The sequence below is a fragment of the Streptomyces clavuligerus genome (assembly GCF_005519465.1).
Lineage (GTDB): Bacteria > Actinomycetota > Actinomycetes > Streptomycetales > Streptomycetaceae > Streptomyces > Streptomyces clavuligerus.
Genome location: NZ_CP027858.1, coordinates 723,321 through 750,304, shown reverse-complemented (window position 1 = coordinate 750,304; position 26,984 = coordinate 723,321). Strand labels below are relative to the sequence as shown.

The following is a 26,984-nucleotide window of genomic DNA, read 5'->3' as shown; positions in this document are numbered from 1 at the left end:
CGGGTCAGGACTCCGGCAGGACGACGCGCTCCGCCCCGGCGTACACGTTCATCTGCGTCCCGCGCAGAAAGCCGACCAGCGTCAGACCGCTCTCGGCGGCCAGGTCCACCGCGAGCGAGGACGGCGCGGAGACGGCGGCGAGCACCGGCACCCCGGCCATCACCGCCTTCTGCGCCAGTTCGAACGAGGCCCGCCCCGACACCAGCAGGATCGCCCGGGACAGCGGCAGCCCGCCCTCCCGCACCGCCCGGCCCACCAGTTTGTCGACCGCGTTGTGCCGGCCGACGTCCTCCCGCACGTCCAGCAGCTCGCCCGTCCTGGAGAAGAGCGCCGCCGCGTGCAGCCCGCCCGTCCGGTCGAACACCCGCTGCGCCGCGCGCAGCCGGTCCGGCAGCTCCGCGAGCAGCGCGGGCGTCACCCGCAGCGGGGGAGTGTCCGCGACCGGGAAGCGGGTGGCCGTCCGGACCGCGTCCAGGCTGGCCTTGCCGCACAGCCCGCACGACGACGTCGTGTAGACGTGCCGCTCCAGCTCCGGTCCCGGCGCCGGGACACCCGGCGCCAGCCGGACGTTCACCACGTTGTACGTGTTGACCCCGTCCTCCGTCGCCCCCTCGCAGTAGGTGATCGCCCGCACCTCGTCCGCCGCCCCGATCACCCCTTCGCTCACCAGGAAGCCGGTCGCGAGCGCGAAGTCGTCGCCCGGGGTGCGCATGGTGATCGCGAGCGGCCGCCCATTCACGCGGATCTCCAGCGGCTCTTCGGCCACCAGGGTGTCGGGGCGGGCCGACGCCCTGCCGTCCTTGATCCGGATGATGCGCCGACGCTCGGTGACCCGTCCCATGAGTATCGATTCCGCTTCGTGTCGGGTGGCAGGCTGGACCGTCCCATTCTCCCGCATGGGCCCATGAGTCCAGCGGCTGGTCCGGTCGCTGTTGGCTACCCTGCGCACCGCTCCGGTTCCGCTCCGTGCCCGCCGTGGCGCCGGGGCCGGGGGAGGCGGGTCCGGCCGGGCCGACGGGCGGTGCGGGATGAGGTTTCCGGGACTTCGGCACACCCCGGGAAGCTCCAAATTACCGCGTCGGAACCTGTGGGATCGCGTGCCGTCGTACCCGGCGGTAGCAACGAAGACTGGGGATTTCACCTGCCCGCACGGAGGGGACTCGCAACATGACCGGCTCACGCATCGCCGCACTCGGGCACTATCAGCCCGCCGGGGTGATCACCAATCACGACCTGGCGGCGCTGGTCGACACCAGCGACGAGTGGATTCGCTCCCGGGTCGGCATCACCACCCGGCACAAGGCGGAGGAGGAGGAGCCCGTCGACGAGCTGGCGGCCCACGCCGCGGCCAAGGCGCTCGCCTCCGCCGGGCTGGCCGCCGGGGACATCGACCTCGTCCTCGTCGCCACATCCACCGCCATCGACCGCTCCCCGAACATGGCGGCCCGCGTCGCCGCCCGGCTCGGCATGGAATCGCCCGCCGTGATGGACGTGAACGTGGTCTGCGCGGGCTTCACCCACGCCCTGGCCACCGCCGACCACGCGGTACGGGCGGGAGCCGCCCGGCGCGCCCTGGTGATCGGCGCGGACAAGATGACCGCCGTGACCGACTGGAGCGACCGCACCACCTGCGTCCTGGTCGGGGACGGCGCCGGAGCGGCGGTGGTCGAGGCGGTGCGCGAGGGCGAGGAGCCCGGTATCGGCCCGGTGCTGTGGGGATCCGTGCCGTCGATGGGGCACGCCGTGCGGATCGAGGGCACCCCGCCCCGGTTCGCCCAGGAGGGCCAGTCCGTGTACCGCTGGGCCACCACCCAGCTTCCGCCCATCGCGCGCCAGGTGTGCGAGCGCGGCGGCGTACGGCCCGAGGAGCTGGCGGCGGTCGTCCTCCACCAGGCCAATCTGCGGATCATCGAGCCCGTCGCCCAGAAGATCGGCGCCGTGAACGCGGTCGTCGCCCGGGATGTCGTCGAGTCCGGCAACACCTCCGCCGCCTCCGTCCCGCTGGCGCTCGCCAAGCTGGTCGAGCGCGGCGAGATCCGCTCCGGGGACCCGGTCCTGCTCTTCGCCTTCGGCGGGAACCTGTCGTACGCGGGGCAGATCATCCGCTGCCCCTGACCCCCGCCCCCTCCGGCGGCCGATCGGCCCGGCGGCCCGTCCGGCGGTGTCCCGCTGCGCCCGGGGGCGCGCCGCGGGCAGACTGGGGGCATGGCGGAGGTGAGGAGAAGCGCGGGTCTGCTGCTGTTCCGGTCCCGGGGCGGCGGCACGGAACCCCTGGGGCCCGCGGCCGGGGACGTCGAGGTGCTGCTCGGGCACATGGGCGGGCCGTACTGGGAGGGCCGGGACGAGCGGGCCTGGTCCATCCCCAAGGGGGAGCACACCCCCGACGAGGAAGCGACGGCGGCGGCCCGCCGTGAGTTCGAGGAGGAGCTGGGGCTCGCGCCCCCGGCGGGGGAGTGGCTGCCGCTCGGCGAGGCCCGGCAGTCGAGCGGGAAGGTCGTCACCGTCTGGGCCCTCGCCGGTGAGCTGGACACCTCCCTCGTGAACCCCGGCACCTTCACCCTGGAGTGGCCCCCGCGCTCCGGCCGTACGGCGGAGTTCCCCGAGATCGACCGGGCCGAGTGGTTCGGGCTCGACGTGGCACGGGTGAAGCTGGTGAGCGGGCAGCGGGTCTTCCTGGACCGGCTGGCGGAGCTGCTCGCACACGGGCCCGGCTGACCGGCCGACCGGATGGACGGCCGGGATGGACGGCCGGGGTGGACGGTCGGCCTGGGCGAGCGCCCGATGCGTGTCGGGCCGCCGAGGACCCTCTCTCCCTGTGCCCCCTCCCGCCTCCATCTTTGTCCCGGGTGTGGAAGAAGTAGGTACTGAACTCCGCTCAAGTTCTTCCCAGTTCGGCAAAGCGCTGCTACGTTCCCCTCCAAAGCAGGATCGCCGTGAGTCGAATGGGGATCTCCCCGACACAGGACCGGGGGAGGGAGGGGCAGTTGAGACGGATGACCGCTCGACCCGCGAACGCGCACCAGGCGCGGCTGCTCGGACTGCTGCGCGACGGAGGGCCCAACTCCCGTGCCCAGCTCGGCGATCTGGTCGAGCTGTCCCGGTCCAAACTCGCCGTCGAGGTGGACCGGCTCCTGGAGACCGGGCTCATCGTCGCCGACGGGCTGGCCGCCTCCCGGGGCGGCCGGCGCTCGCACAATATCCGTCTCGCCCCCGAGCTGCGCTTCCTCGGCATCGACATCGGAGCCACCTCCGTCGACGTCGCCGTCACCAACGCGGAGCTGGAGGTCCTGGGCCACCTCAACCACCCCATGGACGTCCGCGAGGGCCCGGTGGCCGTCTTCGAACAGGCCCTGTCCATGGCGGCCAAGCTCAGGGCCGGCGGACTCGCCGAGGGCTTCGACGGCGCCGGGATCGGCGTACCCGGTCCGGTCCGCTTCCCCGAGGGCGTCCCGGTCGCACCCCCGATCATGCCCGGCTGGGACGGCTTCCCCGTCCGGGAGGCCCTGAGCCAGGAACTCGGCTGCCCCGTCCTCGTCGACAACGACGTGAATCTGATGGCCATGGGGGAGCAGCACGCCGGAGTCGCCCGTTCCGTGGGGGACTTCCTCTGCGTCAAGATCGGCACCGGTATCGGCTGCGGCATCGTCGTCGGCGGACAGGTCTACCGGGGCACCACCGGCAGCGCGGGCGACATCGGCCATATCCAGGTCGACCCCTCGGGCCGCTCCTGCCCCTGCGGCAACACGGGCTGTCTGGAGGCCCACTTCAGCGGCGCGGCCCTCGCCCGCGACGCCGAGGAGGCCGCCCGCTCCGGCCGCTCCCCCGAGCTGGCCGTACGGCTGGCCGCGGCCGGGGCGCTCGGCGCCGCCGACGTGGCCGCCGCGGCCTCCGCCGGTGACACCGCCTCACTCGAACTCATCCGGGAGGGCGGCAACCGTGTCGGCCAGGTCATCGCCGGACTCGTCAGCTTCTTCAACCCCGGTCTGGTGGTCATCGGCGGCGGGGTGACCGGCCTCGGCCACACCCTGCTCGCCAGCATCAGGACCCAGGTCTACCGGCAGTCCCTGCCGCTGGCCACCGGAAACCTTCCCATCGTGCTGGGGGAGCTGGGGCAGGTCGCCGGAGTCACCGGAGCCGCCCGGCTCATCAGCGACCACCTCTTCTCGCCCGCCTGACCCGAGCCTGCCTGACCTGAGCCCGTCCGACCCGAGCCTGCCTGACCTGAGCCTGCCTGATCCGAGCCCGCGGGGCCCTTGGCCGCGCCCGCACCCCGGCGTATCCGTCCCGCCCGCACCCGTCCCGCCCGTGCCCGGACCCCGGAGCCCTCGTCCCGCCCGTGCACCATCCACGTACACCGCGCATCACGCGCACCGCACAGCACCGACACCTCAAGCACCTCACACACCATCCCGTACCCCACTGGCACCCCCACCCCCGCACACCGCGCGCGCATCCACGCGACGCGACTCACCGGCCCTTCACCGCCGAGGGGATTGGTCATGGCACCGGAAACACCCCTGCTCACCATGGAAGGCATCACCAAGTCCTTCCCCGGAGTCCGCGCACTCGACGGCGTCGACCTGGAGGTCCTGCCCGGAGAGACCCACTGCCTGCTCGGCCAGAACGGCGCCGGGAAGTCCACCCTCATCAAGGTCCTCGCCGGAGCCCACCGGCCCGACAGCGGCACCGTCGTCTGGCGCGGAGAAGAGATCGCCCTCCGCTCGCCCAGCGCCGCCCTGCGCCAGGGCATCGCCACCATCCACCAGGAACTCGACCTCGTCGCGGGGCTCTCCGTCGCCGAGAACGTCCACCTCGGCCATGAACCCACCGCCGCCGGGTTCATCGTCCGACGCGCCACCGCGCACGACGCCACCGCCCGCCTCCTCGAACGCCTCGGCCACCCCGAGATCGACCCCGCGGCCCTCGTCGGCAGCCTCCCCACCGCCCAGCGGCAGATCGTCTCCATGGCCCGCGCCCTCTCCCACGACGCCCGGCTCATCGTCATGGACGAACCCTCCGCCGCACTCGACCCCGACGAGGTCGACAACCTCTTCCGGGTCGTCGACGGCCTCACCGCCGAAGGGGTCGCCGTCATCCACATCACCCACCGGCTGGAGGAGATCCGCCGCATCGGCGACCGGGTCACCGTGCTCAAGGACGGCCGGTCCGTCGCCACCGGACTCCCCGCCCGCACCACCCCCACCCACACGATCGTCGCCCTGATGACCGGCCGGAACGTCGAGTACGTCTTCCCGCCCCGCCCCGCGCCCGCCCCCACCGCCCCGCGCCCGGCACCCCCCGTCCTCACCGTCGAGGGACTGACCCGCACGGGCGAGTTCGCCCCCCTCGACCTCCGGCTGTGGCCCGGCGAGATCGTCGGACTCGCCGGACTCGTCGGCTCCGGACGCTCCGAGATCCTGGAGACCGTCTACGGCGCCCGCCGCCCCACCGCCGGACAGGTCCTCGTCGACGGGGAACCCCTGCGCCCCGGCAGCGTCCGTGCCGCCGTCCGCGCCGGACTGGGACTCGCCCCCGAGGAACGCAAGGCCCAGGGCCTCCTGCTGACCGAGAGCGTCACCCGCAATGTCTCCCTCGCCACCCTCGGCCGCTTCGCCCGCGGCGGCTGGATCGACCGGGCCGCCGAGCGCGCCGCCGCCCACCGGGCCACCCGGGAACTGTCGCTGCGCCCCGACGACCCCGACCGGCCGGTCCGCACCCTCTCCGGCGGCAACCAGCAGAAAGCCGTCCTCGCCCGCTGGCTGCTGCGCGGCTGCAAGGTCCTGCTGCTCGACGAACCCACCCGCGGCGTCGACGTCGGAGCCCGCGCCGAGCTGTACACGGTGATCAGACGCCTCGCCGACGAAGGGCTCGCCGTCCTCCTCGTCTCCAGCGAGGTGCCCGAGGTACTGGGCCTCGCCGACCGGGTGCTGGTCCTGCGCGAGGGCCGCGTCGTGCACACCGCCGACGCCCGCGACCTCGACGAACACCGCGTCCTCGACCTCGTGATGGAAGGGAGCCCGCCGGCATGACCCAGCCCGCGTCCGTGGACCCCGCCAGGACCCCTGCCGCCCCCGGTCCCGCGCCCGGCGCCGCGCCCGGCGGCCCCTCCCGCGCCCCGCGCGGGTTCCGCGCCGATGTCCGCACCCTCTCCCTGCTCGGCGTCCTCGCCGTGCTGATCGCCGTCGGCGGCATCACCGAACCCGACGCCTTCCTCGACACCGGGAACCTCCAGCTCGTCCTCACCCAGGCGTCGATCATCGGCGTCGTCACCGTCGGCATGACCTTCGTGATCACCAGCGGCGGCATCGATCTGTCCGTCGGCGCGATCGTCGCCCTCGCCTCCGTCTGGGCCACCACCGTCGCCACCCAGGAGTACGGCTTCACCGGCATCCTCTTCACGGCCGTCGCCGTCGGTCTCGGCTGCGGCCTGGTCAACGGGGTGCTGATCGCCTACGGCGGTCTGGTGCCCTTCATCGCCACCCTCGCCATGCTCGCCTCCGCCCGGGGCCTCGCCCTCCAGATCACCGACGGCAGGACCCAGATGGTCACCGTCGACTCCGTGCTCGAACTCGGCGTCAAGGACTCCTATGTCCTCGGTGTCCCCCCGCTGGTCCTGGTGTTCGCGGCGGTCGTCGCCATCGGCTGGCTGCTGCTCAACCGCACCACCTTCGGCCGCCGCACCCTCGCCGTCGGCGGCAACGCCGAAGCCGCCCGGCTCGCCGGGATCGACATCCGCCGCCACCGGCTGCTGCTCTACCTCCTCTCCGGGCTGTGCTGCGGCATCGCCGCGTTCCTGCTCGTCGTCCTCTCCGGCTCCGGCCAGAACACCAACGGCAATCTGTACGAACTCGACGCCATCGCCGCCGCCATCATCGGCGGCACCCTCCTCAGCGGCGGCCGGGGCACCGTCACGGGCTCCGTCCTCGGCGTCCTGATCTTCACCACGATCACCAACATCTTCGCTCTCAACAACCTGGAGAGCGCGGTCCAGCAGATCGCCAAGGGCGCGATCATCGTCGCCGCCGTCCTCGTACAGCACCGCACCCTGCGGGGCGGGGGCGACACCTGAACGACCCGACCCGACCCGACCCGACCCGGTCCGGTCCGATCCGGTCCGCCCTGATCAGCCGGATCGCCCTGATCGGCCGGACCCTCCGCTCCGGGGCGCCCGCCGCCCCCACCCTCACCCTCAAACCACCCGAAGGGGCTGGTCAGCCATGCCGGAACCCACCGTCCCCAGCCGCCGAGGAATACTCTTCGGCACCGCCGCCGTCTCCGCCGGAGCCCTTCTGACCGCCTGTACCAGCAATGACCCGAAGGAGGCGAAGGACGCCGCCGACGACCGGGCCGCGCCCGTCGCCGACGACACCCCCGGCAGACCCGTCACCATCGGCTTCGCCGGACCGCAGGCCGACCACGGCTGGCTCAACGCCATCAACGACAACGCCCGCTCCCGGGCGAAGAAGTACTCCGATGTCACCCTGGAGATCACCGAGGGCTCCAACGACACCGCCGCGCAGATCGGACAGGTCCAGACCCTCATCAACAAGAAGGTCGACGTCCTGGTGGTGCTGCCCGCCGACGGCAAGGCCCTCACCCAGGTCGGCCTCCAGGCCATGCGGGCGGGCATCCCCGTCGTCAACCTCGACCGGATCTTCGCCTCCCCCCAGGCGTACCGCTGCTGGATCGGCGGCGACAACTACGGCATGGGCCTCAACGCCGGCCGCTACATCGGCGAGAGACTCAAGGACACACCCGACGCCAAGGTCGTCGAACTCGCCGGAGTCGACAGCCTCGAACTCACCCGGCAGCGCACCCAGGGCTTCGACGACGCCCTCAAGAACTACCCCAACATCACCAAGGTCGCCCGCCAGGCCGCCGACTTCACCGTCGAGTCGGGACAGGCGAAGACGGCCCAGCTCCTCCAGGCCGAAAGCGACTTCCACGCCCTGTGGAACCACGACGACGACCAGGGCGTGGGCGCCCTGCGCGCCATCGCCCAGGCGGGGCGGAAGGACTTCCTCATGGTCGGCGGCGCCGGAGCCCGCTCCGCCATGGACGCCATCAAGGCCGACGACAGCGTCCTCAAGGCGACCGTGCTCTACCCGCCCACGATGGCGGCCTCCGCCATCGACATCGCCCGCGCCCTCGCCCAGGACAAGGGCATCGGCGGCCTCTCCGAACAGGAGATCCCCGCCTCCATCACCCTCTACTCCGCCGTCGTCACCAAGGACAACGTCGACCGGTACCTGCCCACCGGCTTCCGCTGACCCGCGCCCCCCGCCCCCGCCCGCTCTCCCCGCTCCCGCTCCCGCCCCTGCCACGCCCCGCCACCCGCCCCCGCGCCCCGCCGTGCCGCTTCCCCCGCCGAGCCGGGCCCGACGACCAACCACCCACGGAGGACCGTATGGACCGTACGGAACAGAGCGACACCCCGCCCGCCGCGCCCCCGCCGGGCCCGCCGGAACTGGGCGTCGGCATGGTCGGATACGCCTTCATGGGAGCCGCCCACTCCCAGGGCTGGCGCACCGTCTCCCACGTCTTCGACCTGCCGCTGCGCCCCGTGCTCGCCGCCGTCGCGGGCCGGGACCGCTCCGCCGTGCACACCGCGGCGGCCCGGCTCGGCTGGGCGGCGGCCGAGACCGACTGGCGTGCCCTCGTCACCCGCGACGATGTGCACCTGGTGGACATCTGCACCCCGGGCGACCTGCACGCGGAGATCGCCGTCGCGGCCCTGGACGCGGGCAAGCACGTCCTGTGCGAGAAGCCGCTCGCCAACTCCGTCGCCCAGGCCGAGGAGATGTGCGCCGCCGCCGCCCGCGCCCGGCGGCGGGGCACCGTCGCCATGGTCGGCTTCAACTATCGGCGTATCCCCGCGGTCGCCCACGCCCGCCGTCTGATCGCCGAGGGGCATGTCGGCACCCTGCGGCATCTGCGGTTCACCTATCTCCAGGACTGGCTGGTCGACCCCGGGGCCCCGCTGACCTGGCGGCTCCAGCGCGAACACGCGGGCTCCGGAGCCCTGGGCGACCTCGGCGCCCATATCGTCGACCTCGCCCAGTATCTGTCCGGGGAGCGGATCACCGAGGTCAGCGCCCTCACCGAGACCTTCGTCCGGGAACGCCCCCAGCTCGCGGTCGCGACCGGCGGCGGCCGGGGGATTCCCTCCGGCGGCCTCGGGCCCGTCACCGTCGACGACGCCACCCTCTTCAACGGGCGGCTGGCCTCGGGCGCGCTCGCCTCCTTCGAGGCCACCCGGATGGCCACCGGCCGCAAGAACGCCCTGCGGTTCGAGATCAACGGCGAACGGGGATCGCTCGCCTTCGACCTCGAACGCCTCAACGAACTCTCCTTCCACGACCACACCGATCCCTCGTCCCGCGCGGGCTTCCGGCGCGTCCTGGTCACGGAGCCCGATCACCCCTACCTTCGGGCGTGGTGGCCGCCCGGCCACGCGCTCGGCTATGAACACACCTTCACCCATCAGGCGCACGACCTGATCGAGGCCATCGCCCGGGGGACGGAGCCCGAGCCCTCCTTCGCGGACGGCCTCCAGGTGCAGCGGGTGCTCGCCGCGGTGGAGGAGAGCGCCCGTGAGAACGCCGCCCTCGTCCCCGTCCCCGCACCCGTGCCCGCGGTGGACTGACCCGTTCCGCACCGTCCCGTTCCCTGCCGTTCCCCCGGGTACCCGCCCCCTCCGGAACGGACTCCACCGTCATGGACCACCCACCCAGGGAGGCGACACCCATGCCCCGTCCGTACACCCTGTTCACCGGCCAGTGGGCCGATCTGCCGCTGGAGGAGGTCTGCCGGCTCGCCCGCGACTTCGGCTACGACGGACTCGAACTCGCCTGCTGGGGCGACCACTTCGAGGTCGACAAGGCCCTCGCCGACCCCGCCTATGTCACCGGCCGCAGGGCCCTCCTGGAGCGCTACGGCCTCGGCTGCTGGGCGATCTCCAACCATCTGGTCGGCCAGGCCGTCTGCGACCACCCCATCGACGAGCGCCACCAGGGCATCCTGCCCGCCCGCATCTGGGGCGACGGCGAGCCCGAAGGCGTCCGGCAGCGGGCCGCCGCCGAGCTCCGGGACACCGCACGGGCCGCCGCCGCCCTCGGCGTGAACACCGTCGTCGGCTTCACCGGATCGTCCATCTGGCACCTCGTCGCCCTGTTCCCGCCCGTGCCCGAAACGATGATCGAACGGGGCTACGAGGACTTCGCCGCCCGCTGGAACCCGATCCTCGACGTCTTCGACGCCGAAGGGGTCCGCTTCGCCCACGAAGTGCACCCCAGCGAGATCGCCTACGACTACTGGACCACCCGCCGCGCCCTGGACGCCGTCGGGAACCGGCCCGCCTTCGGCCTCAACTTCGACCCCAGCCACTTCGTCTGGCAGGACCTGGACCCGGTCGGCTTCCTCTACGACTTCCGGGACCGGATCTACCACGTCGACTGCAAGGAGGCCCGTAAACGGCTCGACGGCCGCAACGGGCGCCTCGGCTCCCATCTGCCCTGGGGCGACCCCCGGCGCGGCTGGGACTATGTCTCCGCCGGACACGGGGACGTCCCCTGGGAGGACGTCTTCCGGATGCTGCGCTCCATCGGCTACGACGGGCCCATCTCCGTCGAGTGGGAGGACGCCGGAATGGACCGGCTCGCGGGCGCGCCCGAGGCGCTGACCCATCTCAAACAGTACGACTTCGAACCGCCCGCGGCCTCCTTCGACGCCGCCTTCGGCAGCGGTGGCACCCCGGGGTGACCGGCCCCGCCGCACCCCTGGACACCTTTGTCCTGTACGGGACGGAAGTCCAAGTCGACTGAGGCACAAGGGCTTTTGGTTCCGGACGAACCCGTCTACCGTCCCAGATGTGTACAGCGTCTGAGTGGCTCCGGTGCGACGGCGCGCGCCGGTTCCCTGTCGTCAGGCCGTCCGTCCCTCCCGTCCGCGCCCCTCCCGTCCGTGCGAAGACATCCGGAAACCGGTGAAACGCAGGAGTCAGCAGGAGTCAGGAGTCAACTGTGCACCCACCCTTCCGAAAAACCCCCTTCGGAACAGCACCCCGCCGGAGAACCCCGTCCGGAACGGGACCGACCGGCGGGGCGCCGCTGAGCGGGGCCCCGCTGGAGAAGACCCCGTTCGGGAAGGCCCCGTTCGGGGGGACGCGCTTCCGTGCCGCGCTCGCCCTCGTCACCAGCGCCCTGCTCACGGCCGGAACCCTCACCCTCGCCCCCGCCGCCACTGCCGCCGTGCCCCCGCCCCCGGCGCCCTCGCAGGAGGACTTCCAGCAGGTCACCCTCGCCAAGGGCGAAGCCGAGACCGGCGAGCCCATGTCCCTGGCCGTCCTGCCCGACCGCAGCGTCCTGCACACCTCCCGCGACGGCGACCTGCGGATGACCGACAGCGCCGGTGACACCCGCGTCGTCGGCTCCCTCCCCGTCTACACCCACGACGAGGAAGGGCTCCAGGGCATAGGCGTCGACCCGGGCTTCGAACGGAACCGTTTCCTCTACCTCTACTACGCGCCACCGCTGGACACCCCGCCCGGCGACGCCCCCGACCAGGGCACCCCCGCCGACTTCGCCGCCTACGAAGGCGTCAACCGGCTCTCCCGCTTCGTCCTGCGCCCCGACGGCACCCTCGACAACGCCAGCGAGAAGAAGATCATCGACGTCCCCGCCACCCGGGGCATCTGCTGCCACGTCGGCGGCGACATCGACTTCGACGCGCAGGGCAACCTCTATCTGTCGACCGGCGACGACTCCAACCCCTTCGCCTCCGACGGCTACACCCCCATCGACGACCGCCCCGGCCGCAACCCCGCCTACGACGCCCGCCGCACCTCCGGCAACACGAACGACCTGCGCGGCAAAATCCTCAGGATCACCGTCGGCGCCGGCGGCGGCTACACCGTCCCCAGCGGGAACCTCTTCGCCCCCGGCACCCCCGACACTCGGCCCGAAATCTATGCCATGGGCCTGCGCAACCCCTTCCGCTTCAGCGTGGACCAGAAGACCGGACACCTCTACGCCGGTGAATACGGGCCCGACGCCGGAGCCCCCGACCCCCAGCGCGGCCCCTCCGGAAAGGTCGGCTTCCACAAGATCACCGGCCCCGGGAACTTCGGCTGGCCGTTCTGCGGCACCGCGGGCGAACCCTACGTCGACCACGACTTCGCCACCGGGACCTCCGGCGCGGCCTTCGACTGCGCCGCCCCGCGCAACGACTCCCGCCACAACACCGGACGCACCGAACTGCCCCCCACGCGCCAGGCGTGGATTCCGTACGACGGGAACTCCGTACCCGAGTTCGGCACCGGCTCCGAGTCCCCCATGGGCGGCCCCGTCTACCGCTACGACCCGGACAACCCGTCCCCGGTCAAATTCCCCGAGGCGTACGACGGTGACTTCTTCGCCGGAGAGTTCGGCCGTCGCTGGATACGGCGCGTCGAGCACAGTCCCGACGGATCGGCCGGAACCATCAACACCTTCCCCTGGACCGGCACCCAGGTCATGGACATGGCCTTCGGACCCGACGGCGCGCTCTACGTCCTCGACTACGGCACCGCCTGGTTCGGCGGCGACCACAACTCCGCCCTGTACCGCATCGAGAACGCCACCGGAGGACGCTCGCCCGTCGCCGAGGCATCCGCCCGCAGAACCTCCGGCACCGCACCCCTGAGAGTCGCCTTCTCCTCCGCCGGAACCACCGACGCCGACGGAGACCCCCTCACCTACCGCTGGACCTTCGGCGACGGCGCCACCTCCACCGCGCCCGACCCCACCCACGTCTACCGCACCAACGGCACCCACACCGCCACCCTCACCGTCACCGACCCCACCGGACGCACCGGCTCCGCCAGTCTCCGCATCGTCGTCGGCAACACCGCCCCCACCGTGACCCTCAAGAAGCCCGCCCTGGGAACCCTCTTCCGCTTCGGCGACGAGATCCCCTTCGAGGTCACCGTCACCGACCCCGAGGACGGGCCCGTCGACTGCGCCAAGGTCAAGGTCAGCTACATCCTCGGCCACGACAGCCACGGCCACCCCCTGACCACCGCACAGGGCTGCACCGGCACCATCAAGACCTCGTCCGACGGCGGCCACGACCCCAACGCCAACATCTTCGGCGTCCTCGACGCCGAGTACACCGACGGCGGAGGCGGCGGCCAGGCCCCCCTCACCACCCACGACCAGGCCCAGCTCCAGCCCCGCCACCGGCAGGCCGAACACCACGGCGCCGCCCACGGGATCACCGTCTACGACAAACCCACCGCCAACGGCGGAAAGACCGTCGGCGACATCCACGACGGCGACTGGATCTCCTTCACGCCCTACCGCCTCACCGGAGCCACCGAACTCACCGCCCGGATCTCCTCCGGCGGCTCCGGCGGCTTCCTCGAAGTCCGCACCGGAGCCCCGAACGGCAGAATCCTCGGCTCCACACCCGTCCCCGTCACCGGAGGCTGGGAGACCTTCCAGGACGTCGACATCCCCCTGCGCGCCGCCCCCGGCCGCACCACCGAACTCTTCCTCGTCTTCAAGGGAGGCGACGGAGCCCTCTTCGACCTCGACGACTTCGAGATCACCGACAGCCCGCCCGACCGCACCGCCAAACGCGTCCTCGTCTTCACCCGGACCGAGGGCTACCGCCACGACTCCATCCCCGCCGGCACCGCGGCCCTCAGAGAACTCGGCCGCAGCAGCAACATCACCGTCGACACCACCGAGACCGCCGCCCAGTTCACCACCGCCAACCTCGCCCGCTACGACGCCGTCGTCTTCCTCTCCACCACCGGCGACGTCCTCGACACCCCACAACAACACGCCCTGGAGCAGTACATCAGGACCGGCGGCGGCTTCGTCGGCATCCACGCCGCCGCCGACACCGAATACGACTGGCCCTTCTACGGCGGCCTCGTCGGCGCCCGCTTCTCCTCCCACCCCCACATCCAGGGCGCGACCGTACGCGTCGAGGACCGCGAACACCCCGCCACCCGGCACCTCGGACCCGCATGGCAGCGCACCGACGAGTGGTACAACTACACCGCCAACCCCCGCCCCCGGGTCCGCGTCCTCGCCACCCTCGACGAGGCCACCTACGAAGGCGGCGACATGAAGGGCGACCACCCCATCGCCTGGTGCCAGACCTACCAGGGCGGACGCTCCTTCTACACCGGCGGCGGCCACACCCCCGAGTCCTACGCCGAACCCGCCTTCCGGAACCACCTCCTCGGCGGACTGCGCTACGCCACCGGCCAAGCCAGGGCCGACTGCACCCCCCGGACCGGCGAACGCCCCCTCTTCAACGGGAAAACCCTCGACGGCTGGAAACAGGCGGGCCCCGGGAGATTCACCGTCACCGACGGAGAACTGCGCACCCACGGAGGCATGGGCCTGCTCTGGTACCAGGCCAAGGAGTTCACCTCCTACCGGCTGACCCTCGACTGGAAGGTCGACGGCGACGACAACTCCGGAATCTTCATCGGCTTCCCCGCCTCCGACGACCCCTGGTCCGCCGTCACCCGGGGCCATGAGATCCAGATCGACGCCTCCGACGCCCCCGACCGCACCACCGGCGCCATCTACGGCTTCCGCTCCGCCGACCTCACGGCCCGCGACCGGGTCCTGAGACCACCGGGCCAGTGGAACACCTACGAGATCACCGTCCGCGGCGAACGCGTCCAGGTCTTCCTCAACGGCACCAAGATCAACGACTACACCAACACCGACCCCGCCCGCAGCCTCCAGGACGGCCACATCGGCCTCCAGAACCACGGAGCCGCCGACCAGGTCTCCTTCCGCGACATCACCCTCAGGGAACTGCCCACCTGACCCCCGGGGGACAGCACCCTCCCTCTCGGAGAACCGCCTTCCGAGCCTCGGGGGACCGCCCTTCCACCCCTCCAGGGGGGACCGTCCTCCCGGCCGGACCCGTCGCACCGGCCCCGCACCAGCGGCGGGCGGGGAACACACCCCGCCCGCCGCCCGCCCCACCTCCGCGAACCCCAGGCCAGGGAGCAGCCCGTGCCGTACCGCCCCAGCCCGCCCACCACCGCGCCCCACCCCACCCCCGCCGCTCCCGCCGGCCACCCCCGCACGGACACCCCCACCCCACCCCCGGCCGCCGCACAGCGGCGCACCGGCGTCTGGCTCATCGGCGCCCGCGGCTCCGTCGCCACCACCACCATCGCCGGATGCGCCGCCCTCACCGCCGGACTCCACCCACCCACCGGCCTGCTCACCGAGACACCCCCCTTCACCGGCGCCGCACTCCCCGCCCTCACCTCCCTCGTCTTCGGCGGACACGACACCGCCCACTGCCCCCTCCCCAAACGCGCCGAAGAACTCACCGCCGCCGGAGTCCTCCCGCACGGACTCGCCGCCGCCATCCGCCCCGAACTCACCACCGCCGACCACGCCATCCGCCCCGGCGGCCCCCTCCCCGGCGACACCCGCGACGACGAACAACTCATCGACACCTTCGCCGCCGACATCGACGCCTTCCGCACCCACCACACCCTCGCCCGCGTCATCGTCATCAACGTCGCCACCACCGAAGCCCCACCCCCACCGGACACCCCCCGGCTCGCGCCCAGCTCCCTCTACGCCGCAGCCGCCCTCCGCTCCGGCAGCCCCTACATCAACTTCACCCCCTCCACCGGACTGCACACCCCCGCCCTCCACACCGCCGCCGCGCACTCCGGCCTCCCCCACGCCGGACGCGACGGCAAAACCGGCCAGACCCTGCTGCGCTCCGTCCTCGCCCCGATGTTCCTCCAGCGCGCCCTGACCGTACGGGCCTGGTCCGGCACCAACCTCCTGGGCGGAGGCGACGGAGCGGCCCTCGCCCACCCCGCGGCGGCCGCCGCCAAGAACGCGGGCAAGGAGCGCGTCCTCAGCGACACCCTCGGACACACCCCCGAAGGCACCGTCCACATCGACGACGTCCCCGCACTCGGCGACTGGAAGACCGCCTGGGACCACATCGCCTTCGACGGCTTCCTCGGCTCCCGCATGATCCTCCAGACCATCTGGCAGGGCTGCGACTCCGCCCTCGCCGCACCCCTCGTCCTCGACCTCGCCCGGCTCACCGCCCGCGCCCACGAAGCCGGACTCTCCGGCCCGCTGCCCGGACTCGGCTTCTACTTCAAGGACCCCGACAACGGACCCTCCTCCCTCTCCGAACAGTTCCACGCGCTGCTGCGCCTCGCCGAACACCTCGGGGAGCCCCGATGACCACGCTCTTCGGCCGGATCAGCCGACAGACCGGCACCCCCTCAGGACCCGTTGCCCGAGGACGGGGCCGCGCACCCGGGGGCCTCCTCCCGTGGTGGAGGGGACCCGTCCCCAGGAAGCCGGGCCGTGCACCGCGGGAGGACGGCGCCGGTCCCTGGGGAAAACGCCCCGGGCCGCGGGCGGAGGGCCCCCCTACCGGGGGAGAGAGCCCCGTCCGGCGGGGGAGCGGCCTCCTTGGACGCCCGCCCCTCCCGGCCCGGCCCCCGGCCCCCCGGCGCACTGCCCCCGACGGCGCCCGCACCGACGGGCGGGGCAGTGTGCGAGGCCCACTGCGGGACACTGCGCGGGCCTGGGCCGAACTCCTGCGGATCTCCGCCTGGCCCACCGTCCCCGGCGACGCCCTCACCGGCGCGGCCGTCCTCGCCCTCCGCCCCAACCGGGGCACCGCCCTCGCGCTCGGCACCTCCCTCTGCCTCTACACCGCCGGCATGGCCCTCAACGACTGGGCCGACCACGCCGAGGACGCCCAGGAACGCCCCGAACGCCCCCTCCCCTCCGGGCGCGTCACCCCCCGCGCGGCCCTCGCCGCCGCCACAGCCCTCACCGCGACCGGTCTCGCCCTCGCCGCCCGCGCCGGACGCCCCGCCCTCGCCCTCGCCACCGCCCTCGCCACCACCGTCTGGGCCTACGACCTCCGCCTCAAACACACCCCCGCGGGCCCCGCCGCCATGGCCGCCGCCCGAGCACTCGACCTCCTCCTCGGGGCCACCGCCACCCACCACCGCGCCCCGCGCCCCGGCCCCGTCACCCCACCCGCCCCCGCCGCCACGGCCCACCGGCCGCCCCACGCAGCAGCCCCGACCGCCGCCCCCACGGCTCCCGTCCGTCCGCCCGCCGCCCTGCCGCCCGCGCTCGCCCTCGCCGCCCACACCTACGGCGTCACCGCCGTCTCCCGGCACGAGACCCAGGGCGGCTCCACCCGCACCCCCCTCGCCGCCCTCGCCGCCACCCTCGCCCTCGCCGCCCGCACCGCCCAACCCCCGCCCCCCACCGCCCCCGCCCCCGTACACCTGCTGCGGTCACTCCTCGCCACCACCTACCTCCGCACCGCGGGCACCCCCCTGCTGCACGCCGCCCTCAACCCCTCCCCACCCTTCACCCAGCGGGCCGTCGGCGGCGGCATCCGCGCCCTCGTCCCCCTCCAAGCCGCCCTCGCCGCCCGGAACGGCACCCGCACCGGCACCGCCACCGCCCTCGCCGTCCTCGGACTCGCCCCCGCGGCCCGCGCCCTCGCCCGGAAGGTGAGCCCCACATGACCACCCCCGCCACCACCGGGACCCTCCGCCTCGGCTACGGCACCAACGGCCTCACCGACCTCCGCCTCGACGACGCCCTCACCCTCCTCGCCGACCTCGGCTACGACGGCGTCGGACTCACCCTCGACCACATGCACCTCGACCCCCTCGCCCCCGACCTCGCCCGGCGCACCCGGCACACCGCCACCCTCCTCGACCGGCTGGGACTCGACGTCACCATCGAGACCGGCGCCCGCTACATCCTCGACCCCCGGCACAAACACGGCCCCTCCCTGCTCGACCCCGACCCCGACGCCCGCGCCACCCGGGCCGCCCTCCTCACCACCGCCCTCCACATCGCCGCCGACCTCGGCGCCCACGCCGTCCACTGCTTCAGCGGCACCACCCCCCCGGGCACCGACCCCGACACCGCCTGGAAACGCCTCACCGACACCCTCACCCCCGTCCTGGGCACAGCCGAGACCACCGGCATCCCCCTCGCCGTCGAACCCGAACCCGGCCACCTCCTCGCCACCCTCGCCGACTTCCACCACCTCCGCGGCCTCCTCGGCGACCCCCCGCCCCTCGGCCTCACCCTCGACATCGGACACTGCCAGTGCCTGGAGGACCGGCCCCCCGCCGACTGCGTCCGCGAAGCCGCCCCCTGGCTGCGCCACGTCCAGATCGAGGACATGCGCCGGGGCATCCACGAACACCTCCCCCTCGGCGACGGGGAGATCGACTTCCCGCCCGTACTCACCGCCCTCGCCGACACCGGCTACCAGGGCCTCACCGTCGTCGAACTGCCCCGCCACTCCCACGCCGGACCCGAACTCGCCCGCACCTCCCTCCCCTTCCTCCGCGCCGCCGCCGCCTCCGCCGCCCGCCCTCCCGGCCCGACCGACCCCACCGGCCGCACCCCCGGAGCACCGGCATGACCCCCACCCGCCAAGAACTCCACGCCCTGCTCGACCCTCCCGCCCGCACCTGGCTCGACCACGCGCTCACCGAAGCCGCGGCAGCCGCAGCACCCCACGCCACCGGCGGCACCGACCCCTGGGAACTCCGCTTCGCCGCCGCCGGACGCCACTGCGGCCACCAGCACGCCGACGCCGTCCGCACCCTGCTCCTCACCGAGGCACGACCCGACGCCCCCACCCTCGGCCGCCTCTACCACCACGGCACCGCCGACGAACGCCGCGCCGTCCTCCTCGCCCTTCCCCACCTCGACCGCCTCACCCCGCCCGAAGCCGCCCTGCCACTCGTCGAAGACGCCCTGCGCAGCAACGACACCCGGCTCATCGCCGCCGCCGTCGGCCCCTACGCCGCACGCCACCTCGACGCCCACCCCTGGCGGCACGCCGTCCTCAAATGCCTCTTCACCGGCGTCCCCACCGACACCGTCGCCGGGCTCGGACACCGCGCCCGCGGCGACCGCGAACTCGCCCGGATGCTCACCGACTACGCCGACGAACGCACCGCCGCAGGCCGCCCCGTACCGCACGACCTCCTTCGCGTACTGACCCTGACAGACGAACCGTCCGAGGAGTCCTGATGCGCATCTTCGATCCCCACATCCATATGACCTCCCGCACCACCGACGACTACCAGGCCATGTACACCGCCGGGGTCCGCGCCCTCGTCGAACCCTCCTTCTGGCTCGGCCAACCCCGCACCTCGACCGGCAGCTTCCACGACTACTTCGACGCCCTCCTCGGCTGGGAACCCTTCCGCGCCGCCCAGTACGGCATCGCCCACCACTGCACCATCGCCCTCAACCCCAAAGAGGCCAACGACCCCCGCTGCGTCCCCGTCCTCGACGACCTGCCCCGCTACCTCGTCAAGGACTCCGTCGTCGCCGTCGGCGAGATCGGCTACGACTCCATGACCCCCGCCGAGGACACCGCCCTCGCCACCCAGCTCCAACTCGCCGCCGACCACGGACTCCCCGCCCTCGTCCACACCCCCCACCGCGACAAACTCGCCGGACTCCGCCGCACCCTCGACGTCGTCCGCGAATCCGCGCTCCCCCCGGAACGCATCCTCCTCGACCACCTCAACGAGACCACCGTAAAGGAGGCCACTGACAGCGGCTGCTGGCTCGGCTTCTCCATCTACCCCGACACCAAGATGGACGAGCACCGGATGGTCGCCCTCCTCCGTACCTGGGGCACCGGGAAGATCCTCGTCAACTCCGCCGCCGACTGGGGGAGGAGCGACCCCCTCAAGACCCGCGCCGTCGGCGACGCCATGCTCGCCGCCGGATTCACCGACGACGACATCGACCAGGTCCTGTGGCGCAACCCCGTCGCCTTCTACGGACTCAGCGGACGGCTGCACCTCGACACCCCGCCCCCCGACACCGCCACCGCGCCCCTCCACGAAGGCAACTCCATCCGGCGCGGCGGGGAATGAGGGGACGACGGATGCGCTTCCGCCACCCCGACGGCACCACGGTCCACCTCGCCTACTGCACCAACGTCCACCCCGCCGAAACCCTCGACGGTGTCCTCGCCCAATTGCGCGACCACTGCGAACCCGTCCGCAGACGCCTCGGCCGCGACCGGCTCGGCATCGGACTCTGGCTCGCCAAGGACGCCGCCCGCGCCCTCACCACCGACCCCGCCGCCCTGCGCGGCCTCCGCCGCGAACTCGACCGCAGAGGACTCGAAGTCGTCACCCTCAACGGCTTCCCCTACGAAGGATTCGGCGCCGATGAGGTCAAACACCGCGTCTACCGGCCCGACTGGAGCGAACCCGAACGCCTCGCCCACACCACCGCCCTCGCCCGCCTCCTCGCCGGACTCCTCCCCGACGACGTCACCGAAGGCACCATCTCCACCCTCCCCCTCGCCTGGCGCACCCGACACGGCCCCACCGCCGCCGCGACCGCCCACACCGCCCTCACCACCCTCGCCGAACGGCTCGCCGCCCTCGAACAGCTCACCGGGAAAACCATCCGCGTCGCCCTCGAACCCGAACCCGGCTGCGCCGTCGAAACCACCGCCGACGCCCTCGCCCCCCTCACCGCCCTCGCCTCCGACCGCATCGGCGTCTGCATCGACACCTGCCACCTCGCCACCTCCTTCGAAGACCCCGGACCCGCCCTCACCGCCCTCACCCAGGCCCGCGTCCCCATCCCCAAAGCACAGCTCTCCGCTGCCCTCCACGCCGAGGAACCCCACCTCCCCGACGTACGCGCCGCCCTCGCCGCCTTCGCCGAACCCCGCTTCCTCCACCAGACCCGCACCCGCACCGCCACCGGACTCCGCGGCACCGACGACCTCCCCGAAGCCCTCACCGGAACGGCACTCCCCGACAGCCGCCCCTGGCGCGCCCACTTCCACGTCCCCCTGCACACCCCGCCCGCCCCACCCCTCACCTCCACCCTCCCCGTCCTCCGGGAAACCCTCACCCACCTCGTCGGCGGCCCCGCACCCCTCACCCGCCACCTGGAGGTCGAGACCTACACCTGGCAGGCCCTCCCACCCGCACTGCGCCCCCGCAACCGCACCCAGCTCGCCGAGGGCATCGCCGCGGAACTGACGCTGGCGCGGGAACTGCTGACGGACCTCGGGCTGAAGGAGCTGCCATGACCGACCCCGCTCCCTCTCCGGGGCCCCCTCCCCCCTCCCCCCGCCCCGCCCCGCCCTCACCCACCCCTCTCCTCGTCCTCGACGTTGTCGGCCTCACCCCCCGTCTCCTCGGACACATGCCCCGTCTCCGGGCTCTGGCCGCGTCCGGCTCGCAGGCCCCGCTCGGGACCGTGCTGCCCGCCGTGACCTGCGCCGCGCAGTCCACCTTTCTCACCGGTGTGCTCCCCGCCGGGCACGGCGTCGTCGGCAATGGCTGGTACTTCCGCGAGCTGGGCGACGTCCTGCTGTGGCGGCAGCACAACGGCCTGGTCGCGGGCGACAAGCTGTGGGACGCGGCCCGGCGCGCCCACCCCGGGTACACGGTGGCGAACATCTGCTGGTGGTACGCGATGGGCGCGGACACCGACATCACCGTCACCCCCCGGCCGGTGTACTACGCGGACGGGCGCAAGGAACCCGACTGCTACACCCGCCCTCCCGCACTGCACGGCGAACTGACCCGGCGCTTCGGTACCTTCCCCCTCTTCCACTTCTGGGGACCGGGCGCGGACCTCGTCTCCAGCCGGTGGATCGTCGACGCGACCCGGCACATCCTGAGCGCGCACCGCCCCGATCTGGCCCTGTGCTACCTCCCTCATCTCGACTACGACCTCCAGCGCCACGGCCCCGACGACCCGCGCGCGCACCGCGCCGCCGCCGAACTGGACACAGCCATGGCCCCGCTGCTCGACGACGCCCGGCGCGAGGGCCGGACCGTCGTCGTCCTCTCCGAGTACGGCATCACCCGGGTCAGCCGCCCCGTCGACATCAACCGGGCCCTGCGCCGTGCCGGATTCCTTGAGGTGCACACCCAGGACGGCATGGAGTACCTGGACCCGATGGCCTCACGGGCCTTCGCCGTCGCCGATCACCAGATCGCCCATGTGTATGTCCGCCGCCCCGGGGATCTGCCCGCCGTCCGCGCGGCCCTGGCCGATCTGCCCGGCGTCGAACGGCTCCTGGACGACGCGGGCAAGAAGGCGGAGGGCCTGGACCACCCCCGCTCCGGCGAACTGGTCGCCGTCGCGGAACCCGATGCCTGGTTCACCTACTACTACTGGCTCGACGACGCACGGGCCCCCGACTTCGCCCGGCTGGTCGAGATCCACCGGAAACCCGGCTACGACCCCGTCGAGCTGTTCATGGACCCGCAGGACCCCTATGTGCGGCTCAGGGCGGCCACCGCGCTCGCCCGCAAGAAACTCGGCATGCGCTACCGGATGGCCGTGGTCCCCCTGGACCCGGCGCCTATTCGCGGCAGCCATGGCCGCCTGCCTCCGAGTGACGACGAAGGTCCGCTCATCCTCTGCTCCACCCCCCGCGCTGTGGACGGCCGTGTCGCGGCCACCGATGTGAAAGCTCTGCTGCTCCGGCTGGCAGGTCTCCACTGAATCACAGACCACCGACATCGAGGAGTTATCCACAATGAGCCTCTTCGGCAAGGAGACCGACCCGGAACTTGTCCACAGACTGAGCCGCCGGGGCATGCTCGGGGTCGCGGCGGGCGGTGCGGCGGCGGCGCTGCTCGGTGCGGCGGCCGGGCCCGCGCAGGCGGCCGGGCCCGCGGGACCGGCCCCGTCCCCCGGTGGTGTTCCCCGGCCGGCGCCCGGCGGCGGCCCGGCCCCGGCCCTGGCCCCGGAGTCCGGGCAGGGCGGGGGGAGCGGACGCCCCGTCCTCCCACCGGGCCGTCTCGGCATCCAGCTCTACTCCCTGCGTGACAAGGTCGTCACTCTCGGCTTCGCCCCGGTCTTCGCCGAGCTGGCGCGCCAGGGCTACGACGAGATCGAGTTCGCCGGCTACACGCAGGGCGGTGCCGGTGCGATCACCCTCAAGCAACTCCGCGGGCTCGCCCGCGACCACGGCCTCCACCCGATCGGCAGCCATGTCGGCTACTGGTCCACCGACCCGCATGCCTACACCTTCGCCCAGAACCTGGAACGGGTCCTCGACGACGCCCAGGAACTGGGCCTCAAGCACATCGGCACCCCGTCCCCGCCCTTCCGTTACGGCGCCACCGTCGACGCCTGGAAGCGCGCGGCCGAGGACTTCAACACCTACGGCGAGGCCGCCCGGCGCCGTGGCATGCGGTTCTACCAGCACAACCACGCCGAGGAGTTCTCCTTCGCCACGGACCGCCCCCGGGTGCGACTCTATGACGTCCTGCTCGCCGAGACCGACCCCGACCTGGTCTTCCTGGAGATGGACATCTACTGGGCCCAGGTGGGCCGGCACCGCTTCAGCAGGCGCCCCGACGGGACGCCCGCCCCCTTCGACCCCTTGCGCTATGTGCTCCGGCAGCCGGACCGCTATCCGCTCTTCCATGTGAAGGACGGCGCACGGGACGAGTCCGCCCGCGACGGCTACCGGATGACGGACGTCGGCGACGGTGACATCGACTACCGCCGTTTCCTCTCCGCCGTGGGCCGCACCCAGGGCGGGCGCCGCGATCACCACTGGCAGGTGGAGCACGACAACCCGGCCGAGTCGTTCACGTTCGCCCGTAAGTCCAGCGCTCATCTCCACGGGCTCCGCGAGGACTGCTGACACTCACCGGTCGCACGGCGGAGCACACCCGTGCTGCGGGCGCGGGGGCGGCCACCCGGTCGCCCCCGCGCCCACGGGCGGCACCCCCGCGCTGACCACGGCATATGTGGGTGAGAGGCACCTCGAACCCCTGGTATTGTTGTCCATGTCGCCGAGGGAAACCAAGGCGGTCACCTGGTCCGGGTGGCGGAATGGCAGACGCGCTAGCTTGAGGTGCTAGTGCCCTTTATCGGGCGTGGGGGTTCAAGTCCCCCCTCGGACACCAGGGGTATTTCACAGAAATGCCCAGGTCAGGTTCACATAACTCTCAGTACGGACTCGTCCGTGCTGAGAGTTTTTTGTGTTTTCGGGATCTTGTTCGGTGTGGGTGTGCGGGTGGGCCCGGTGGTCGGGCTTCCGTGTGTTGATTGCTTTGTCGCTGGTCTGATGACCGGGTTGCCTGGGGCTGCCGCGTGTTCGGCCGGGTGTGTGCGGGGGCGTGGCGGGGTCGTCGGTGGTGCCGGGGGTGTGTGGTGGTGCGGGCCTGGTGGGGGTGTCAGCCGGGTGGGTGGCCGGTGGTGAGGGCGGTGATGCTGGTTTTCCGGCGGCGGGCGCGTGTGCGCGGCCGGGGGGTGTTCGGTTGGGTGGGTTGTTCTGCGGCGTGGGTGGCCCAGGGGTCGGGCTGGTGGCGTTTGGTGTGCCAGGCGCGCAGGAGGGTGTGGTTGAGGCCGGCGAGGGCGAAGGTGATGAGGATGCTGTTCTTGGTGGTGCCCAGGACGCGGGTGTAGCCGCGGTCCATGTGGAGGCGGTGGGTTTTGATCTCGGCGTTGGAGGATTCGACGGCGGCGCGGCGTCCGTAGTCGGCGGCCCAGGCGGTGGTGCCCCAGAGGGTGCGCTGGCGGGCCTGGGCCATGTCGTCCGGCCGGAGGGTGACCGTCTTGCCGCAGGCGCAGTCGTCGCCGGGGTGGCAGGTGCTGGTGGGGCGGGTGTGGGGCAGCCGCAGGGACGGGGGGTGGTTGGGGCAGCGCAGGCGTCCGGCGAGGGCGGGGCCTTTGAAGCGCTGGTAGCCGTCGGTGTCGGGACGGGTGTGGGGGGTGAAGGCGTAGGGGATGCGTTGGTCGTAGCGGGCGCGCAGGGCTCGTTTGTCGGCGGTGCGCATGCCGAGGGGGAAGCCGGGGAGGTCCCGCAGCGGGTCGGGGAGGGCCTCGGTGAAGAGTGTGCCGTCGAGGACGAGGGTGCCGGTGAGGGGGCCGGGGCGGGTGCCGCGCTGGTTGGGGTGGAGGTCGTGGACGGGTTCGAGGCCGCGCCGGCGCAGGGGGTGGGCCCAGGTGGTGGGGGTGCAGTAGGAGTAGCCGCGGTCGGCGACGACCTCGCCGGTGTGGGGGTGGTGGGCGAGGTGCTGGTCGATCAGGGCGATGCCGGCCCTGCCCTTGTGGGATCCGGCGGGGGCGAGGTGTATGGCGGTGACGACGAAGGGGACTTCGCCGCCGCCCCGGGCGCGGGTCTGGACGGCGAGGTGGAGGTCGTGGCCGCAGAACACGTTGCCGGGGGCGCCGTTGGTGCCGGAGCGGTAGCCCTCGCGGGCGTCGGGGTCGATGGTGTGCTGCAGGCGCCCGTCGTGCCCGGTCCGGGGATAGCCGGGGTCGTCCGGCGGACACCTGCGACGCAGCTTGGGGGTGTCCTTGGTGACCGGTGGGTGGTCGGGGTCGACATCCGGTTCCCTGCCGGACCGGGCCCGGCGCCGGGCCCAGGTCTCGAAGTCGGTGGAGTCGACCGCCAGTGCCCCGGTGAGGGAGAACCCGTCCGGGAGGGAGGCGTTCAGGAGACGTCCGGTGAACGTGCTCACGGTGACCGGCTCGTACGGACACCCTGCCACCGGGCAGTGCCCCGGGCCGCCCGGCGCCGCACCGGCACCGGTTCCGGCCTGGTGTCCGGGGTGGTGGTGGGGGACGGCGAGCGTGCCGTTGTCGAGAGCGCGGACGAGGACGGTGTAGGCGTGCCACAGCATCCGGTAGGTGACCGGACCGCTCAGGCCGAGGTCACGGCGGGCGGACGGCGGCAGGTCGTCGAAAGTGGTGAGGATGCGGGTGAGGTGCATCTCCTCCAGCCGCAGCGCGTGCACCGCCAGCCCGGTCAGCAGGGCCCGGGCGGTGAACTTCCGCGGTGCGCCCACCTGGTGGTGCAGGGCGGCCTCGACGGCCGGGAGGAGACCGCTGCGTTCCACCAGCAGGCCGGCGCGGCGCAGGGCCCGGGGCAGGGTGAAGCGCCGTGCGAGCCCGGTCAGGTGCAGAGGCACCGTCGTGCCGGGCGGGCCGCTCACCGGCCGGCCCGGGGAGGCCGGGTCAGAGCGCGGGCGACGGTGCGGTGCGCCTGCTCCGGGGAGAGGCGGGGCAGGTGGGGGACGAGGTCGATCAGGGTGCCGGTGGAGGCGAGTCCCGCCGCGGCGAGGATCTCCGGCAGTGGCACACAGGCGGCGAGGAGGGTGAGGAGCCAGGTGGAGCGCAGTGCGGAGGCGGTCAGCGGCGGGAGCCGGGCGGGAATCTCGATCGGGGAGAGGAGCCGGTTGAGGCGGTTCCTGCCGGCGTCCAGGGTCGGGCCGATCAGGGGCTCGTCCGGGTACCGGGCGGCGAGGGAACACAGGAGCGGGGCGTAGGCGGCGAGGACGGGCACCGGGCGGGGTCTGGTGCCGGTCACGCTCACGACGGTGACACCGTCGGTGGTCGTGATCGAGCGGCCGGTGATGATGAGGTGTTCGCCGGGCATGAGTCCGGCGCCGAGCCCCGCTGCGAGCAGACCGAACGCGGCCCGGGTCCGCACGGGGGTGGCCTGCTGGCCCGCGGCCTCCAGGTATCCGGCGACCTGGAGGTGGGTGTAGGGGGTGGCGAGACGGTTGCGGGGCAGTGCGGTGGTGAGGGGCGGCCAGGGCGCGCGGCGGGTGACCGTCCGGCCGATCGCGGCCAGCTGGGAGCGGTGGGTGCGCCGCGAGGACGGTTGCAGATCCCGCATCCCGGTCAGTGCGTAGTGTTCGACGGTGTCGGGGGTGAAGAGGGCTTCACGGTCCAGGGGCAGGCACTCGTCCAGGGCCCATGCGCAGAACCGGGCGACGGTGGACATGCGGTCGGCGGCGGCCCAGGGGGAGACGGGGGCGGAGTCGGTGACGCAGGAGCGCACGAAGGATGCGGTGACCGTCCAGGTCGCGGGTGGCACCTTTTTCGGCGCGTACAGGGCGATCGCGGTGGGGACGTCGCTCACGGTGCGTCCGCCCATGACCAGCCGTCGCGGCATGACGGCCT

At 72.9% G+C, this 26,984-nt stretch carries 20 protein-coding genes and 1 tRNA gene; 18 read left to right on the top strand and 3 right to left on the bottom strand.

The genetic code is table 11. The features are described 5' to 3' along the window. Positions 1-4 precede the first annotated feature (4 nt). Positions 5-841 carry a formate dehydrogenase accessory sulfurtransferase FdhD gene (fdhD, locus tag CRV15_RS03015; RefSeq protein WP_009997939.1) on the bottom strand — a complete coding sequence of 279 codons (837 nt, stop codon included), beginning with the start codon at positions 839-841 and terminating at the stop codon, positions 5-7. Positions 842-1,167: 326 nt separating this feature from the next. Here fdhD and CRV15_RS03010 point away from each other — a divergent pair, with 326 nt between their 5' ends. The 18 genes from CRV15_RS03010 to CRV15_RS02925 all read left to right on the top strand — a co-directional run bounded on the left by CRV15_RS03010 (position 1,168) and on the right by CRV15_RS02925 (position 23,977). Continuing rightward, positions 1,168-2,115, top strand: a complete 948-nt coding sequence (locus CRV15_RS03010; RefSeq protein WP_003962393.1) for a beta-ketoacyl-ACP synthase III — start codon at positions 1,168-1,170, stop codon at positions 2,113-2,115. Positions 2,116-2,205: 90 nt separating this feature from the next. Continuing rightward, the gene (locus CRV15_RS03005) at positions 2,206-2,715 is read left to right on the top strand and encodes an NUDIX hydrolase (protein ID WP_003962394.1); all 510 of its coding nucleotides are present in this window, start codon (positions 2,206-2,208) and stop codon (positions 2,713-2,715) included. Positions 2,716-2,993: 278 nt separating this feature from the next. Further along, positions 2,994-4,175, top strand: a complete 1,182-nt coding sequence (locus tag CRV15_RS03000) for an ROK family transcriptional regulator (RefSeq protein WP_009997941.1) — start codon at positions 2,994-2,996, stop codon at positions 4,173-4,175. A 324-nt stretch (positions 4,176-4,499) separates the two neighbouring features. After that, positions 4,500-6,029, top strand: coding sequence for a sugar ABC transporter ATP-binding protein (locus CRV15_RS02995; protein ID WP_003962396.1), 1,530 nt, complete (start codon positions 4,500-4,502; stop codon positions 6,027-6,029). Beyond that, positions 6,026-7,069 carry an ABC transporter permease gene (locus tag CRV15_RS02990; RefSeq protein WP_003962398.1) on the top strand — a complete coding sequence of 348 codons (1,044 nt, stop codon included), beginning with the start codon at positions 6,026-6,028 and terminating at the stop codon, positions 7,067-7,069. Before CRV15_RS02995 ends, CRV15_RS02990 begins: the two co-directional genes overlap by 4 nt. A 148-nt stretch (positions 7,070-7,217) precedes the next feature. Then, positions 7,218-8,270 carry a substrate-binding domain-containing protein gene (locus tag CRV15_RS02985; protein WP_003962399.1) on the top strand — a complete coding sequence of 351 codons (1,053 nt, stop codon included), beginning with the start codon at positions 7,218-7,220 and terminating at the stop codon, positions 8,268-8,270. Positions 8,271-8,407: 137 nt separating this feature from the next. Continuing rightward, positions 8,408-9,646 carry a Gfo/Idh/MocA family protein gene (locus CRV15_RS02980; RefSeq protein ID WP_003962400.1) on the top strand — a complete coding sequence of 413 codons (1,239 nt, stop codon included), beginning with the start codon at positions 8,408-8,410 and terminating at the stop codon, positions 9,644-9,646. Between the two features lie 101 nt (positions 9,647-9,747). Continuing rightward, positions 9,748-10,761, top strand: coding sequence for a sugar phosphate isomerase/epimerase family protein (locus CRV15_RS02975; RefSeq protein ID WP_009997943.1), 1,014 nt, complete (start codon positions 9,748-9,750; stop codon positions 10,759-10,761). Positions 10,762-11,123: 362 nt separating this feature from the next. Continuing rightward, entirely contained in the window at positions 11,124-14,834 is a 3,711-nt protein-coding gene (locus tag CRV15_RS02970) for a ThuA domain-containing protein (RefSeq protein WP_174391444.1), read from the top strand. A gap of 192 nt (positions 14,835-15,026) precedes the next feature. Beyond that, positions 15,027-16,238 carry an inositol-3-phosphate synthase gene (locus CRV15_RS02965; protein WP_003962403.1) on the top strand — a complete coding sequence of 404 codons (1,212 nt, stop codon included), beginning with the start codon at positions 15,027-15,029 and terminating at the stop codon, positions 16,236-16,238. 317 nt (positions 16,239-16,555) lie between these two features. Further along, positions 16,556-17,554 carry an SCO3242 family prenyltransferase gene (locus CRV15_RS02960; protein WP_003962404.1) on the top strand — a complete coding sequence of 333 codons (999 nt, stop codon included), beginning with the start codon at positions 16,556-16,558 and terminating at the stop codon, positions 17,552-17,554. Beyond that, complete coding sequence (locus tag CRV15_RS02955; RefSeq protein WP_003962405.1) at positions 17,551-18,471, top strand: sugar phosphate isomerase/epimerase family protein; 921 nt, start codon at positions 17,551-17,553, stop codon at positions 18,469-18,471. The genes CRV15_RS02960 and CRV15_RS02955 overlap by 4 nt, the downstream gene beginning before the upstream one ends. Continuing rightward, positions 18,468-19,088, top strand: a complete 621-nt coding sequence (locus CRV15_RS02950) for an EboA domain-containing protein (RefSeq protein WP_003962406.1) — start codon at positions 18,468-18,470, stop codon at positions 19,086-19,088. The genes CRV15_RS02955 and CRV15_RS02950 overlap by 4 nt, the downstream gene beginning before the upstream one ends. Further along, the gene (locus CRV15_RS02945; protein ID WP_003962407.1) at positions 19,088-19,948 is read left to right on the top strand and encodes a TatD family hydrolase; all 861 of its coding nucleotides are present in this window, start codon (positions 19,088-19,090) and stop codon (positions 19,946-19,948) included. Before CRV15_RS02950 ends, CRV15_RS02945 begins: the two co-directional genes overlap by 1 nt. A gap of 11 nt (positions 19,949-19,959) precedes the next feature. Continuing rightward, positions 19,960-21,129, top strand: a complete 1,170-nt coding sequence (eboE, locus tag CRV15_RS02940) for a metabolite traffic protein EboE (protein WP_009997946.1) — start codon at positions 19,960-19,962, stop codon at positions 21,127-21,129. Continuing rightward, a complete protein-coding gene (locus CRV15_RS02935) occupies positions 21,126-22,559 on the top strand; it encodes an alkaline phosphatase family protein (protein WP_003962409.1) in 1,434 nt (477 codons plus the stop codon). Before eboE ends, CRV15_RS02935 begins: the two co-directional genes overlap by 4 nt. Before the next feature lie 34 nt (positions 22,560-22,593). Further along, positions 22,594-23,712 carry a sugar phosphate isomerase/epimerase family protein gene (locus tag CRV15_RS02930; protein WP_003962410.1) on the top strand — a complete coding sequence of 373 codons (1,119 nt, stop codon included), beginning with the start codon at positions 22,594-22,596 and terminating at the stop codon, positions 23,710-23,712. Positions 23,713-23,889: 177 nt separating this feature from the next. Next, a tRNA-Leu gene (locus CRV15_RS02925) sits at positions 23,890-23,977 on the top strand. Positions 23,978-24,247: 270 nt separating this feature from the next. Here CRV15_RS02925 and CRV15_RS02920 read toward each other — a convergent pair. Next, positions 24,248-25,987, bottom strand: a complete 1,740-nt coding sequence (locus tag CRV15_RS02920) for a hypothetical protein (RefSeq protein WP_009997950.1) — start codon at positions 25,985-25,987, stop codon at positions 24,248-24,250. Between the two features lie 20 nt (positions 25,988-26,007). After that, positions 26,008-26,976: a hypothetical protein gene (locus CRV15_RS02915; protein ID WP_003962412.1), complete on the bottom strand. Its 969-nt coding sequence runs from the start codon at positions 26,974-26,976 to the stop codon at positions 26,008-26,010. Positions 26,977-26,984 lie beyond the last annotated feature (8 nt).